The 14,340-nt window shown below is 67.3% G+C and carries 15 protein-coding genes; 2 read left to right on the forward strand and 13 right to left on the reverse strand.

The window, feature by feature from the left end; all coding sequences use genetic code 11:
• Positions 1-120: 120 nt before the first annotated feature.
• The 11 genes from ubiB to rlmE all read right to left on the reverse strand — a co-directional run bounded on the left by ubiB (position 121) and on the right by rlmE (position 11,790).
• Positions 121-1,803, reverse strand: a complete 1,683-nt coding sequence (ubiB, locus tag ACM2ZB_RS06785) for a 2-polyprenylphenol 6-hydroxylase (protein WP_416057931.1) — start codon at positions 1,801-1,803, stop codon at positions 121-123.
• A gap of 35 nt (positions 1,804-1,838) precedes the next feature.
• Positions 1,839-2,333 (reverse strand): CinA family protein, encoded by a 495-nt coding sequence (locus tag ACM2ZB_RS06790; protein WP_416057932.1) that lies wholly within the window; start codon positions 2,331-2,333, stop codon positions 1,839-1,841.
• 67 nt (positions 2,334-2,400) lie between these two features.
• Positions 2,401-3,708, reverse strand: coding sequence for an MFS family transporter (locus ACM2ZB_RS06795; protein ID WP_416057933.1), 1,308 nt, complete (start codon positions 3,706-3,708; stop codon positions 2,401-2,403).
• A gap of 614 nt (positions 3,709-4,322) precedes the next feature.
• Positions 4,323-5,633, reverse strand: coding sequence for a ribosome rescue GTPase HflX (gene hflX / locus ACM2ZB_RS06800; protein ID WP_313441948.1), 1,311 nt, complete (start codon positions 5,631-5,633; stop codon positions 4,323-4,325).
• Between the two features lie 14 nt (positions 5,634-5,647).
• Entirely contained in the window at positions 5,648-5,923 is a 276-nt protein-coding gene (gene hfq, locus ACM2ZB_RS06805; protein ID WP_313441946.1) for an RNA chaperone Hfq, read from the reverse strand.
• Positions 5,924-6,019: 96 nt separating this feature from the next.
• Positions 6,020-6,973, reverse strand: coding sequence for a tRNA (adenosine(37)-N6)-dimethylallyltransferase MiaA (miaA, locus tag ACM2ZB_RS06810; protein ID WP_416057934.1), 954 nt, complete (start codon positions 6,971-6,973; stop codon positions 6,020-6,022).
• A complete protein-coding gene (gene folP, locus ACM2ZB_RS06815) occupies positions 6,973-7,869 on the reverse strand; it encodes a dihydropteroate synthase (protein WP_416057935.1) in 897 nt (298 codons plus the stop codon). Before folP ends, miaA begins: the two co-directional genes overlap by 1 nt.
• A 114-nt stretch (positions 7,870-7,983) precedes the next feature.
• Positions 7,984-8,487 (reverse strand): hypothetical protein, encoded by a 504-nt coding sequence (locus ACM2ZB_RS06820; RefSeq protein ID WP_416057936.1) that lies wholly within the window; start codon positions 8,485-8,487, stop codon positions 7,984-7,986.
• A gap of 377 nt (positions 8,488-8,864) precedes the next feature.
• Positions 8,865-9,053 carry a hypothetical protein gene (locus tag ACM2ZB_RS06825; protein WP_108768472.1) on the reverse strand — a complete coding sequence of 63 codons (189 nt, stop codon included), beginning with the start codon at positions 9,051-9,053 and terminating at the stop codon, positions 8,865-8,867.
• A 97-nt stretch (positions 9,054-9,150) separates the two neighbouring features.
• Positions 9,151-11,091: an ATP-dependent zinc metalloprotease FtsH gene (gene ftsH / locus ACM2ZB_RS06830; RefSeq protein WP_416057937.1), complete on the reverse strand. Its 1,941-nt coding sequence runs from the start codon at positions 11,089-11,091 to the stop codon at positions 9,151-9,153.
• Between the two features lie 66 nt (positions 11,092-11,157).
• Entirely contained in the window at positions 11,158-11,790 is a 633-nt protein-coding gene (gene rlmE / locus ACM2ZB_RS06835; RefSeq protein ID WP_008265654.1) for a 23S rRNA (uridine(2552)-2'-O)-methyltransferase RlmE, read from the reverse strand.
• A 65-nt stretch (positions 11,791-11,855) separates the two neighbouring features.
• Between rlmE and yhbY the strand changes: the two genes are divergently transcribed.
• Positions 11,856-12,161, forward strand: coding sequence for a ribosome assembly RNA-binding protein YhbY (gene yhbY / locus ACM2ZB_RS06840; protein WP_313441936.1), 306 nt, complete (start codon positions 11,856-11,858; stop codon positions 12,159-12,161).
• Between the two features lie 12 nt (positions 12,162-12,173).
• Positions 12,174-12,548 (forward strand): Mth938-like domain-containing protein, encoded by a 375-nt coding sequence (locus tag ACM2ZB_RS06845; RefSeq protein WP_313441934.1) that lies wholly within the window; start codon positions 12,174-12,176, stop codon positions 12,546-12,548.
• Positions 12,549-12,940: 392 nt separating this feature from the next.
• On the opposite strand, the gene ACM2ZB_RS06850 is transcribed toward ACM2ZB_RS06845, so the two are convergent.
• Together ACM2ZB_RS06850 and ACM2ZB_RS06855 are read right to left on the reverse strand one after the other, a co-directional pair.
• A complete protein-coding gene (locus ACM2ZB_RS06850; protein WP_313441932.1) occupies positions 12,941-13,726 on the reverse strand; it encodes a peptidoglycan DD-metalloendopeptidase family protein in 786 nt (261 codons plus the stop codon).
• On the reverse strand, positions 13,723-14,337 hold the full coding sequence (locus ACM2ZB_RS06855) for a YqaA family protein (RefSeq protein ID WP_313441930.1): 615 nt from the start codon (positions 14,335-14,337) through the stop codon (positions 13,723-13,725). Before ACM2ZB_RS06855 ends, ACM2ZB_RS06850 begins: the two co-directional genes overlap by 4 nt.
• Positions 14,338-14,340 lie beyond the last annotated feature (3 nt).

Below are 14,340 nucleotides of genomic sequence, written 5' to 3' on the forward strand. Positions count from 1 at the left end.
CTATGCTCGGCAATGGGGGATGCGCGAGCGCAGAGGAAAGAGCAGCCGACCAGCGATCGGCTCTACAGGAATCGCTGCGCGATTCCGCGGTTCCCGTTGGGAACCGCGGCGGTAAGCACGTTACGTGTGCTTACCGCTTCTCCATATCGAGAACAGGATCCAGACGCCGCAGAAGCCGGCGCCGACGAAGCCGCAGACGCCCAGGGCCAGCAGCCAGCGGCTGGAAACGCCACCGACGCTGTGCATCACGATGGATGAGCCGATGATCAACGCGGCCGTGACAATGCCCATCACCAGGCGATTGGCCGCGCGGTTCACCTGGTCGCCGAAGCCCTGCAGCGCGCTGGTTTCCACCTTCAGCTGCAGCCGCCCACGGCGCGCGGCCTGGACCAGCTTGCGCAGGTCGCGCGGCAGTTCGCCGGCGAAGTCGATCATGCCCAGCAGGCTGCGCCGGCCGCGCTTGAGCAGGGCCCGGGGGGCATAGCGCTGCAGCACCACCCGCTCCAGGAACGGGCGCGCGGCGCTGGCCATGTCGAAATCGGGGTCCAGCTGGCGACCCATGCCTTCCAGGGTCAGGAAGGCCTTGATCATCAGGGCCAGGTCGGCCGGCAGGGTCAGGCTGTAGCTGCGCAGCAGCTGGGTGATGTCGCCCAGCATCAGGCCGATGCGCAGGTCCTTCAGCGGCACGCCGCGGTACTGGTCCACGAACTGGCTGATGTCGTGCTGCAGCCGGTTCTCGTCCACCTCCACGCCGCCGGCCCAGTCCAGCAGCACGTCGGCCACGCCCTGCGGATCCTGCTCGACCAGACCGTGCAGCAGCTGCGCAACCTGGAAGCGGCGCACCTCGGACAGCGCCCCCACCATGCCGAAATCGATCACACCGATGCGGCCATCGCGCAGGTAGATGATGTTGCCCGGGTGCGGATCGGCGTGGAAGCTGCCGTCCTCCAGCACCATCTTCAGCACGATGTCGGCACCGCACCGGGCCAGCTCACGGCGGTCCAGCCCGGCCGCATCCACCCCGGCCAGATCACGCCCGGGAATGCCGGCCACGAAGTCCTGCACGTTCAGGCTCTCGCAGGTCCACTGCCAATGCACGCCGGGAATCAGGATGTCGTCACGGCCCTGGAAGTTGCGGGCGATGCGCTCGGCGTTGCGGCATTCGGCGGCGAAGTCCAGTTCGCGGCGCAGCGAGACGGTGAACTGCTGGACCACTTCGGCCGGGCGATAGCGACGCAGGTCAGGCAGCCGCGCCTCGACAATTTCGGCAAGGCGCGCCAGCAGGCGCAGGTCGGCTTCGACCACATCGCGGATGCCGGGGCGGCGGACCTTCAGCACCACCTCGCGGCCATCGTGCAGGCGCGCGCGATGGGCCTGGGCCAGCGAGGCGGCGGCCATCGGGGTTTCATCAAGAAAGGCGAACACCTCGGCCGGCGATGCGCCCAGGTCGGCCTCCAGCTGCTCGCGGATGGCGGCATACGGCAGTGCCGGCACCGCGTTCTGCAGTTCGGACAGCTCGGCGATCCATTCCGGTGGCAGCAGGTCGACGCGGGTGGCCAGCACCTGGCCGAGCTTGACGAAGGTCGGGCCGAGATCCTGCATCGCGCTGCGCACGCGCACCGGCGCGGTCATGCGCAGCATCTGCTGGCTTTCCTCGTTCCAGTGCAGCAGGCGCCCGGCGCGCTCGAGCACGGTGGCCAGGCCGATACGCCGGACCACATCGCCGAAGCCGTAGCGGATCAGGACCGCGGCGATTTCCTGCAGCCGCCCCAGGTCACGGACAGTGCCCAGCGTCTCCCACATCGGTGCCTACTCCGGATCAGTACCGGGCCAGCATGTCACAGCTGGGCGTCGATACCGTGCAGTGCCGCCGCCACGGTTTGCCTGCGGATGGCTTCGCGGTCGCCATCGAACTGGAACAGTTCGGCGCGGGCGTAGCCGCCGCGCCGCTTCCAGCCGATCCAGACGCTGCCCACCGGCTTGTCCGGGCTGCCGCCGCCGGGGCCGGCAATGCCGGTCACGGCCACGGCAATACCTGCGCCGGAATTGACCAGCGCACCGGACACCATTTCCAGCACGGCCTCGCGGCTGACCGCACCGAACTGTTCCAGGGTCTGCGCGCGCACGCCCAGCAGGCGCTGCTTGGCCTCATAGCTGTAGACCACCATGCCGCAGTCGAAGAACGCCGAGGAACCGGCGATATCGGTCATGCACTTGGCGATCCAGCCGCCGCTGCAGCTTTCAGCGGTGACCAGTTGCAGCGAAGCCTGCTGCAGGCGCTGCCCAAGCGCGGCGGCCTGGGCGTGGAGATCGGCGTCGGAGGGGAAGGACATCGGTACGGATCGAGGTAGCAACGGTCATCTTGTACCGCAGATCGGCAGCGCTGTCCTCCCCTGCCCTTCAGTGGTCGTGGTGCAGGTAGCGTGCCTGGCGCGGCAGGCGCAGGCTGACCAGGAAGGCCACCACCATCATCACCGTGACGTACCAGAAGAACAGCTGCTCGTGGCCCAGGCTCTTCAGGCCCAGCGCGGCGTACTCGGCGCTGCCGCCGAAGACGGCGTTGCCGATGGCATAGGCCAGGCCGACGCCCAGCGCACGCACCTGCGGCGGGAACATCTCGGCCTTCACGATGCCGGAAATGGAGGTGTAGAAGCTGACGATGGCCAGTGCCAGCACGATCAGGCCGAACGCGGCCCACGGACTGCTGACGTGCTGCAGGGTGATCAGGATCGGCACGGTGGTCAGCGCGCCCAGCGCACCGAACAGCATCATGCTGGTGCGGCGGCCGATGCGGTCGGACAGCATGCCGAACAGCGGCTGCATGCACATGTACAGGAACAGCGCACCGGTCATCACGTAACTGGCGGTCTTGATCGGCAGATGCACCGTATTGACCAGGAACTTCTGCATGTAGGTGGTGAAGGTGTAGAAGATGAGCGAACCGCCGGCGGTGTAACCCAGCACGGTGAAGAAGGCCGCCTTGTGATCGCGGAACAGTGCCGACAGGCTGCCGGCATCCTTGTCGCCACGGTCGGCCTCGCTCTGGGTTTCATGCAGGGTGCGGCGCAGCAGCAGCGCGACCACGGCGGCGACGGCGCCCAGCACGAACGGAATGCGCCAGCCCCAGGCGCGGATCTCCGCCTCGCTCAGCACGGCTTCCATGATGACGATGACCAGCACCGCCAGCAGCTGGCCACCGATGAGGGTGACGTACTGGAAGGAGGAGAAGAAGCCGCGCTGGCCACGCAGGGCGACCTCGCTCATGTAGGTGGCCGTGGTGCCGTATTCGCCGCCGACCGACAGGCCCTGGATCAGGCGCGCGACCAGCAGCAGCACCGGGGCCATCGCGCCGATGGTGGCGTAGGTGGGCAGGCAGGCGACCATCAACGAGCCACCGCACATCATGCTGACCGAGATCAGCAGCGATTTCTTGCGGCCCAGGCGGTCGGCGATGCGGCCGAACAGCCAGCCACCGATGGGCCGCATCAGGAAGCCGGCGGCGAACACGCCGGCGGTGTTGAGCAGCTGCACGGTGGGGTTGGAGGCCGGGAAGAACGCGCCGGCGAAGTAGATGGCGCCGAACGCGTAGACGTAGAAGTCGAACCATTCCACCAGGTTGCCGGAGGAGGCCGACATGATGGCGAACACGCGGTGGCGCTTCTCTGCCGCGGTGTACTGCGGGAGGTCGGCGGTGCTGGCTTGGGACATGGAAGGAACTCCGGGGTGCCGTGGGGGCAGACCTTCGGATCATCCGCCCAGCGGGCGTGAAGCGGTGTGCAGTATTGGGCGGCTGGTGTGCGGTTATCGGCCGGGAGTGCGATATGGAGTGTTCCAGCAGGGCTTGCAGCCCTGCACCTGCCGAAGCAACGTCAACTTCAACTTCAGCGTCAAAAGCTGGCTATCCGTGGGTTGGCGGGATGGGTCCGGTTGAGGGGGACGCCGTAAACCCCCCTCCGGGGTCCGGCCCAGCCGCTGGCGGCTGTGCGTTCGGGCGCTTGCGAAGCAGTGCTTCGCAAGCAAAGCGCCCTCACCCATGGGGGCTTGGTCGCGGCTTGCTCGTGTGCGCTGTCCTGCGCACACGGCAAGACCGGGGTTGGGCATCCTGCCCAACCCGCCCGAGGCATGCCTCGGGCCCATGCCGCTCACACCCCCTCAATCGGACCCACCCCGCCTTCGACAGTTTGCTGCGGGCTGTTGGAATTGCACGGGGTCAGATCCCTTTGCGCAGCAAAGGGCTCTGAGCCCGGTTCTGATGGTGGATTGGACGGAATGGGGTCGGATCCGTTTTCCACAGGAAAACGGCTCCGACCCCTTCCGCCGGCTTACCACTCCGGCAGTTTTTCCGGCAGCAGGGCGCGGATGGGGGCGCCGTCGGCGCTGGCGGCGAGCTTTTCGGCTTCTGCGATGGGCAGGTCCACCTGCAGCAGCCAGCCTTCTTCGTCGGCTTCTTCGCTGCGGATCACTTCCAGCTGATGCAGGCGCGCACGCAGGCGGCCGGCGCTGGGGGGCAGGCGCAGTTCGCCGGTGACGTGCTGCAGGCCCAGGCGCTTGCCCAGCACGCTCTGCAGCAGGTCCAGGCCCTGCCCGTCGCGGGCGGAAATCCAGACGCGTTCGCGGCGCGACTCATCCGGAATGCCGTCCTGGCCGTCATGGCGTACGTCGGCTCCGTCGATGCGGTCGATCTTGTTGAACACCAGCAGCTGTGGCAGGTCGCCGGCGCCGACGGCAGTCAGCACTTCGTCCACCTGGGCGATGCGCTCTTCGCGGTGCGGGTCGGCGGCGTCGACCACGTGCAGCAGGAAGTCCGCTTCGCGCGCCTCGGACAGGGTCGAGCGGAACGCGGCGACCAGGTCGTGCGGCAGGTCGCGGACGAAGCCCACCGTGTCGGCCAGCACCACGTTGCCACCGGGCACGGCGATGCGGCGCACGGTCGGGTCCAGGGTGGCGAACAGCTGGTCGGCGGCGTACGCCTCGGCACCGGTCATCGCGTTGAACAGGGTCGACTTGCCGGCGTTGGTATAGCCCACCAGGGCCACGCGCGGCAGTTCGCTGCGCACGCGGGCGCGGCGCATCTGGGTGCGCTGCACTTCCACCTTTTCCAGGCGCTTCTGCAGCTGCTCCACACGCTTCTGCAGCAGGCGGCGATCGGTCTCCAGCTGGGTTTCACCCGGGCCACGCAGGCCGATGGAACCGCCGCGCTGGCGCTCCAGGTGGGTCCAGCCGCGCACCAGCCGCGTGGCCAGGTGGCGCAGCTGCGCCAGCTCGACCTGCAGCTTGCCTTCGTGGCTGTGCGCACGCTGGGCGAAGATGTCCAGGATCAGCCCGGTACGGTCGATCACCCGGCGTTCCAGGAAGCGTTCCAGGTTGCGTTCCTGGCCCGGGCTCAACGCGTGGTTGACCAGGATCAGGTCGGCGCCACTGGCATCGGCCGCGGCCTTGATCTCGTCCAGCTTGCCGCTGCCGATCAGGGTCGACGGGTTGGGACGGTCCAGGCGTGCGGTAATGGTCGCGGCGATGCTGGCCCCAGCCGAGCGGGCCAGATCTCCGAACTCTTCCAGCACATCGTCTTCCAGCTTGCCGAAATGCGGCTGGATCAGCAGGGCGTGTTCGCCCTTCTTCGAGCGGTCAAACATTCACCGCTCCGGCATTACTCGTCTGCTTCATCACCTTCCTGACCATTTTCACCCGACTGCACATAGCCACCACCCGGCCCGACCTTCACGTTACGCGCCGGCACCACCGTGGAAATGGCGTGCTTGTAGACCATCTGGCTGACGGTATTGCGCAGCAGCACCACGAACTGATCGAAGGATTCGATCGTGCCCTGCAGCTTGATGCCGTTCACCAGGTACACCGAAACCGGCACGCGTTCGCGCCGCAGTGCATTCAAGAAAGGATCCTGCAGCGATTGCCCCTTGGACATTGCTAACTCCTGATTATTGTTCTTATTGGGTTGCCGGCGGTTGCCGCGGCCCCCGAGCCGCCCACCGGCCCATGATGGTACACGGCCAGCGGCGGTTCAGCGTGCGACGAAGGTCGACACCGCGCCGGCCAGGCGCTCCTGTTCCATATGGGGGTCGAACCAGCGCGCATCAAGCTCGCCACGCAGCCAGGTCAGCTGGCGCTTGGCCAGCTGGCGGGTGGCGAAGATGGCCTTGTCACGGAAGCGCGCGGCGTCGCCCTGCCCGTCAAGGAACTCCCAGGCCTGGCGGTAGCCGACCGCGCGGACCGCCGGAAGGTCCAGTGGCGCGGCCACGGCCGCCATCTGCGGCAGGGCCCGCAGCCTGCGAACCTCGTCCAGGAACCCCTGCCCCAGCATGGCATCGAAGCGGGCCTCGATGCGCTGGTGCAGCACCGCGCGGTCGCGCGGGGCCAGAATCAGCTTCAGGGTCCGCACCGGCAGCGGGGCCACGCCGGGGCGGCGCTGCCATTCACTGATCGGGGTGCCAGTGAGGCGGTAGACCTCCAGCGCCCGCTGGATCCGCTGCGGGTCGGTGGCGTGGATGCGCGCGGCGGCCGCAGGGTCCACCTGCGCCAGTTCGGCATGCAGGGCTGCCCAGCCACGCTCGGCAGCCTCGGCGCTGAGCAGCTCGCGCATCGCCGGGTCGGCCTCGGGCATCGGCGACAGCCCCTGCAGCAGGGCACGGAAATACAGGCCGGTGCCGCCGGCAAGGATCGGAGTCTTGCCGCGGGCAACGATGTCGGCCACCACGCGACCGGCGTCGGCGGCGAATTCGGCTGCCGAATAGGTCTGCCAGGGATCGCGCAGGTCCAGCAGGTGGTGCGGCGCCTGCGCGCGCTCGCTGGTATCCGGCTTGGCCGAGCCGATGTCCAGGCCGCGATAGACCAGGGCCGAATCGACGCTGACGATCTCCCCATCCAGCTGCCGGGCCAGGGCGATCGCCGTGGCGGTCTTGCCGCTGGCGGTCGGGCCCATCACCGCGATCGCCAGCGGGCGCTGGTCGACAGCCATCAGTCTTCGTCCGGCCAACGGATCGACGGGGCTGCATCGGCGCGGGGTGCGGGCACCGCGTCCACCGCCTCCCAGATCTTCAGGGCGTCCACAGTGGCCGCGACATCATGCACGCGCACGATGCGCGCGCCACGCTGTACGGCAATCAGGTGCGCGGCGACGGAAGCGGCGACCCGATCGGCCGGCACGTCACGGCCGGTCAGCTCGCCCAGGCTGCGCTTGCGCGACAGGCCGGCCAGCATCGGCACGCCCAGCTCGACGAAGCGCTCGGAACGGGCAAGCAGGGTCATGTTATGGGCCGTGGTCTTGCCGAAGCCAAAGCCCAGGTCGATCAGCAGCTTCTTCTTGGCGATGCCGGCCATTTCAGAGGCGAACAGGCGTTGCACGAGGAAGCCATGGACCTCGGCCACCACGTCGTCGTAATGCGGGTCGGCCTGCATGTGGCCGGGCTCGCCCTGCATGTGCATCAGCACCACCGGCACGTTGGCGGCGGCGGCCGCATCCAGCGCGCCTTCCTGGCGCAGGCCGAAGATGTCGTTGATCATGCCGGCGCCGGCGGCCACGGCCGCGCGCATCACTTCCGGCTTGAAGGTGTCGATGCTGATCGGCACGGTGGTTCGGGCAGCGAGCTGTTCGATCACCGGCAGCACGCGCTGCAGCTCTTCTTCCACCGACACCGGCGCGGCACCCGGGCGGGTCGACTCGCCGCCGATGTCGAGCAGATCGGCGCCCTCCTCCACCAGCTTCAGGCCGTGGGCGACGGCGGCATCGGTGCTGTCGTGCGCGCCACCATCCGAGAACGAATCCGGGGTGACGTTGACGATGCCCATGACCCGGGCACGGTCCAGGCGCAGGATGCGGCCGGCGCAATCGAGCTGGGGAGAGATATCGAACATGGGCAATCCTGCGGGCAACAGCGGCTAGTTTAAGTCCGCAGGACTACGCACTGCACGGCGGGTGTGTGCCGGCCCGTTGCCGGCACATCGCCCTGCAGCGGCGATCCATCCAGGTCAGAGGTCGCCCAGGCGCGCGTTGTCTACCGGGGCAGCCAGCCAGCCCGCCAGGTCTTCGCCGATCGCGTTTACGGTGCGGTCGAGCACCGTGCAGGACCCCTTGAATCCAGCGAACGCACCACCGCGGGAGATCCGGCGCGCGGTGACCGTCGCGACCTGATGGCCATCCTCGAACAACACACCACGGACCGCAGCCGACTTGAAGTGCCCGGTGAAAGCATTGCCTGCGCTCTGCGCCTCGACCAGCTCAAGCTGCAACGAGCGGCCGCTGCCGCTGTCGCCTCCCACCGGCCCGGACACGATGGTGTTGCCGCGGCGGCTGGCATTGGCAGCCAGCGACTGCGCCAGCGTGGCGCCGATGCTGCACTCGCGCTTGATGGCCTCGCTGATGATCGCCGACTCATTGAAAGGTACCGGCTGGACGACACGGATTTCAGCGGCGGCGGCGGGCAGAACAAACGTCGCCAGCCCTGCCAGGGCAAGCGGAAGCAGCAGTTTCATGGTGATCCCCTGTAAACCCGGCCTCCCCCTATGGCGGCCGTGGTGGCGCATCCTGACCCGCAGCAGCGGAAAGACGCAAGGCCCGCCCCATCCACGCATGGCGTGGATCTACTGTGCCGACCAACAGCCGTATCGACCAACGGTAGGCCCCCACCAACAGTCGCGGGAAACTGTCGGAGGTGGGGCGGTGTGGGTGGGCAGGACCGCAGGCGCCATGGATGGCGCCTACGAGCCCCCAGGGACGGGTTTACGGCGTGTCCTGCCAACCCACACCGCCCCGCCAAGCAAACAGACAACCCAGAGCCGCTTTGGCTTTGGCTTTGGCTTTGGCTTTGGCGTCTGCAGGTGCAGGGCGCAGCCCTGCCAAGAGAAAACCCTCAACGCTGCCGGCGGCGCTTCCGGTCCACGTACAGCGTCTTGATGATGCTCAGCAGGATGCCGACGGCGATGCCGACACCGCAGCCCAGCAGCAGGTTGTCCACGCTCAGGCCCACGGCAACGCCGACGATGGTCGCGATGACCATTTCAACGGTGTGGGAGATCGGTTGCGGCGGGGGAACGGACATGCGGGCTCCAGCGTAAGGCGGACATCAGATGGGCAGGGCCCGGAAACAACAAGGCCGGGTTGCCCCGGCCTCGTCTGCGTTCAGCAATGGCGGGCCGTCAGTGCGACTCGGCCGGGCCGGCGATAGGCGGCACCGGGCGGGCATCGCCGCCCTTGTCGTTGCCACCACCGTCGTCCTTGCTGGACTTGTTCCAGCCAGCCGGCGGCGGCGGATCGCGGCCTTCCATGATGGCGTCGATCTGCGGCGCGTCGATGGTCTCGTACTGCAGCAGCAGCTGGGACATCGCGTGCAGCTTGTCGATGTTGGCCCTCATCAGCTCGGTGGTGCGTGCGTAGGCTTCGTCGAGGATGTTGCGCACTTCCTCGTCGATGCGGCGCGCGGTGTCGTTGGACACGCTCTTGTGCTGGGTGACCGAACGGCCCAGGAACACCTCGTCATCCTCTTCGCCATAGGCGATCGGGCCGAGCTGGTCGGACAGGCCCCACTTGGTGACCATGTTGCGGGCCATCTTGGTGGCGCGCTCGATGTCGTTGGAGGCACCGGTGGTGACCTTGTCGGCGCCGAAGATCAGCTCTTCAGCCACGCGGCCGCCGTACAGCGAGCACAGCTGCGACTTGATCGCCACGCGGTTCATCGAGTACTTGTCGCCTTCCGGCAGGTACATGGTCACACCCAGCGCACGACCGCGGGGAATGATGGTGACCTTGTAGACCGGGTCATGCTCGGGCACCAGGCGACCGACGATGGCGTGGCCGGCCTCGTGGTAGGCGGTCAGGGTCTTCTCGTCTTCGCTCATGGCCATCGAGCGGCGCTCGGCACCCATCAGGATCTTGTCGCGGGCACGGTCGAAGTGATCCATGCGGACCTCCTTCTCGTTGCCACGCGCGGCGAACAGGGCCGCCTCGTTGCAGAGGTTGGCCAGGTCGGCACCGGAGAAGCCCGGGGTACCACGCGCGATCACCATCGGCTCGACGTCGTCGGCGAGCGGCAGCTTGCGCATGTGCACCTTCAGGATGTGCTCGCGGCCCTTCACGTCCGGCAGGCCGACCACGACCTGGCGGTCGAAACGGCCCGGGCGCAGCAGCGCCGGGTCCAGCACGTCCGGACGGTTGGTCGCGGCGATGACGATCACGCCCTCACCACCCTCGAAGCCGTCCATTTCGACCAGCAGCTGGTTCAGGGTCTGCTCGCGCTCGTCATGACCGCCGCCCAGGCCTGCGCCACGGTGGCGGCCGACGGCGTCGATTTCGTCGATGAAGATGATGCACGGCGCGTGCTTCTTGGCCTGCTCGAACATGTCGCGCACGCGGCTGGCGCCGACGCCCACGAACATTTCCACGAAGTCCGAACCGGAGATCGAGAAGAACGGCACCTTGGCTTCGCCGGCGATGGCCTTGGCCAGCAGCGTCTTGCCGGTGCCCGGCGGGCCCACCATCAGCACGCCGCGCGGGATCTTGCCGCCCAGCTTGGTGAACTTGGACGGGTCACGCAGGAAGTCGACCAGTTCGCCCACTTCTTCCTTGGCCTCGTCGCAGCCGGCGACGTCGGCGAAGGTGACCTTGATCTGGTCCTCGCCCTGCAGCTTGGCGCGCGACTTGCCGAAGGACATCGCGCCCTTGGCACCGCCGCCACCGCCCTGCATCTGGCGCATGATGAACAGCCAGAAGCCGATGATCAGGATGACCGGCAGGAAGTTCATCAGGATGGCCGCGAAGGAAATGCCGCTGGACGGCTCTTCCTGCACGATGTCCACGTTCTTGGTGCGCAGCACGTTGATCAGGTCGCGATCATTGGGCGCGGCGATGGTGGCCGTCTGGCCGCCACGGGTGGTGTAGGTGATCTGGTTGGTCAGGCCGCGCGAATCGCCACCGAAGGTGACCTTCTGCACGTTGCCGCTGTCCACCTGGTCCAGGAACTGCGAATACGTCGCACCCTGCGCCCCGGCCCCGGAGGACTTGGGCGAGAAGCTCTGGAAGACCACCATCAGCACGACGGCGACGACCACCCATAGCAGGAGGTTCTTGGTCAAGTCGTTCATCCTCATTGGCTCCAGCGTTCCTCTTAGTGCGGGTCTTGCGTTCGGGGTCGAGCGTACTCGGCGAGCTTACTTCATGTGGGCGCGTTTTCCCTGTCCCAAGGCATACACCTCGGGCGAGCGCTTGCGCGAGGCTTCCGGCTTGCGGATGGAGACCTTGTCATACCGGCGGCGCATTTCGCGCACATAGTCGTCAAAGCCCTCACCCTGGAACAACTTGATCAGGAACGCCCCACCGGTCTTGAGGTGGTTGTCTGCGAAGTCCAGCGCAAGCTCGGCCAGGTGCATCATCCGCGGCTGGTCGACCGCGCCCACACCACTCTTATTGGGGGCCATGTCCGACAGCACAAGGTCTACCGGCTGATCCCCGAGCATGGCTTCAAACTGCGATAGGACGGTTTCTTCCCTGAAGTCACCGTGAAGGAACTCCACGCCGGCCAGCGGCGGCATGTCCAGGATGTCCAGGGCCAGCACGCGGCCGGTATCGCCAATCTGTCTCCGGACCTGCTGAGACCAACCACCCGGCGCGGCGCCGAGGTCGACCACCACCATGTGCGGCTTCAGCAACCGGTCACGTTCGAGCAGCTCCTCGAGCTTGTAGGCCGCGCGCGAGCGCATGCCTTCGGCCTGGGCCTTCTTCACGAAGGGGTCGGAGAAGTGTTCCTTGAGCCAGCGCTGGCTGCTTTTGCTACGGGTGGCCATTGGAAATAGGGGCTGATGGGGTCGTCATGATACCCTGATCGTCCCATTCAACCCCCTTTTCCTGCATGTCCATCGCCCTGACCGCCTCCCAGACCCGTTTCCTGCGCGGCCAAGCCCACGACCTCAAGGCCCTGCTGCAGACCGGCGGCAAGGGCATCACCCCGGCCTTCATCGCCGAGCTGAACGAAGTCCTGGAACGCCACGAACTGGTCAAGGTGAAGGTTGCCGCCGAGGACCGCGACGCCCGTGACGCGATGATCGCCGAGATCGTCGAAGCCACCGAGGCCGCCCTGGTGCAGCGCATCGGCCACGTTGCCGTGCTGTATCGCCCGAGCAAGGAACAGCGTCAGATCGTGCTGCCGCGCGGCTGATCGCCCTGCCCCATGCAGCTGAACCACGAACCGCCCGATTACGCCTACAGCCTGCGCGCCGCCGATGGCCGTTCGGCCAAGGTGAACGACCAGGTCATGGGCCAGAGCTTCTTCCTGACCCCCGACCAGCTGGTCCAGCAGTGGCCGGTGCGCCTGGCAGCCGAGCTGCAGCTGGCTGACCTGGAACCGATCCTGGCGCTGAACCCGGCACTGATCGTGCTGGGTACCGGCGACCGCCAGGTATTCCCGCCGGCGGTGGTGATGGCCGCCTGCCTGTCGCGCGGCATCGGCCTGGAAGTGATGAACAACCCGGCCGCCGCGCGCACGTTCAATATCCTTGCCGGCGAAGGCCGCAAGGTCGCTGCCGCCTTCATTCTGGAAGGCTGAGGCAGGAGCTGCCCCGCATTGCAGGCTGTCTGTAGCGCCCGAGCCGATGCTCGGGCGTTTCTGCCTGGCCGCGAACGGCAGCCGAGCATGGGCTCGACTCTACAGGTGATGGTTTGCAGGCTGTCTGTAGCGCCCGAGCCGATGCTCGGGCGTTTCTGTCTGGCCGCGAACGGCAGCCGAGCATGGGCTCGGCTCTACAGGTGATGGTTTGCAGGCTGTCTGTAGCGCCCGAGCCGATGCTCGGGCGTTTCTGTCTGGGCGCGAACGGCAGCCGAGCATGGGCTCGGCTCTACAGGTGATGGATTGCAGGCTGTCTGTAGCGCCCGAGCCGATGCTCGGGCGGCGCCGCATGGCGGCGAAAAGGCCGCCGGGCGTGGCCCGGCGCTACCCAATCAACGGGCCGGCAGGTACTGCTGCGGGTCGACCGGCTTGCCGTTGTAACGGATCTCGAAGTGCAGCATGTCGCGGTTGGCGCCGGTACGGCCCATCTCGGCGATCTGGTCGCCCGCCTTCACGCTCTGCCCTTCATTGACCAGGCGCTTGCGGTTGTGGCCATAGGCCGACAGCCACTGGTCGCTGTGCTTGATGATGATCAACTCGCCATAGCCCACCAGGCCGGCACCGGAATACACCACCACGCCGTTGGCGGTGGCACGCACTGCGGCTCCGCTGGTGCCGGCGATATCCACGCCCTGCTTGGTCGCGTCTCCGGCCACGTAGCGGCCGACGATCGCGCCATCGGCCGGCCAGCGCCAGGCGATGTTGCTCTTCACCGGACCCGCCGGGGTCGCGGTCGGCGCCGGAGCCGGCGCGGTGGTGCCAGCGGTGCTGCGCGGCGGGGTCACCACGGTGGTCGGCGCACGGCCGCCCGTGGCACCGGCCGGGTACAGGCGGATGACCTGGCCCGGGTAGATCTGCGACGGGTTGTCCAGACGGTTCCAGGCGATCAGGTCGGCCGGGGTGATGTCATGGATGCGGGCCAGCGCATAGATGGTGTCGCCCTTGCGCACGACCACGGTCTGCCCCGGCTTGGGCACCGAGGCCTTCGGCGTGCTGACACTGCCGCTGCTGCTGCCGCCGGGCCGGACCACGGTGGCGGTGCCACAGGCGGCCAGGGTGGATACCAGCAACGCCAGCGCGCCGATGCGCACTCCCTTGCTCAGACGATCTGCACTCATGCGAACTTCGACCTCCATACAAGCCAGGCAACCAGCCCCACCACCAGTGCGGTGGCGATCCAGCCCAGCGGTTCAATCCAGCGACGCAGTGCCGCTTCGGCACGCGCCCCACCGATGCGGATGACCGCAGCCAGCACGAACACGCGCTTGCCGCGGCCGATCAACATGCTCAGCAGATACTGCGGCATCGGCACGCCGACGATACCCGAAGCCCACGTGAAGACCTTCATCGGGATCGGCATGAAGCCGCCCAGCACCAGGAAGGTGAACACCGCCCACGGCGACTCGGCCATCTTGGCCTGCACGGTGGCGATGCCCTCTTCGATGGCCGGCAGCATGCCCATCATTTCGAACACGGGCTTGACCGCTTCGAAGGCGTAGTGGCCCAGCGCGTAGCCGACCAGCGCGCCGACCATCGACCCGGCCAGGCTGAGAGTGGCGAACCACCAGCCGCGCTTGGGCTGGGCCACGCACATCGGCGCCAGCATCACTTCCGGCATCACCGGGAAGATGATGGCTTCGAAGAAACTCAACACCGTCAGGTAGGTCGGCGCACGTTCGTGCGCGGCCCACTTCATCGCCCGCTCGTACAGCGGCCCGAAAATCTTCATGCA

This window comes from Stenotrophomonas maltophilia (assembly GCF_047782825.1).
GTDB lineage: Bacteria > Pseudomonadota > Gammaproteobacteria > Xanthomonadales > Xanthomonadaceae > Stenotrophomonas.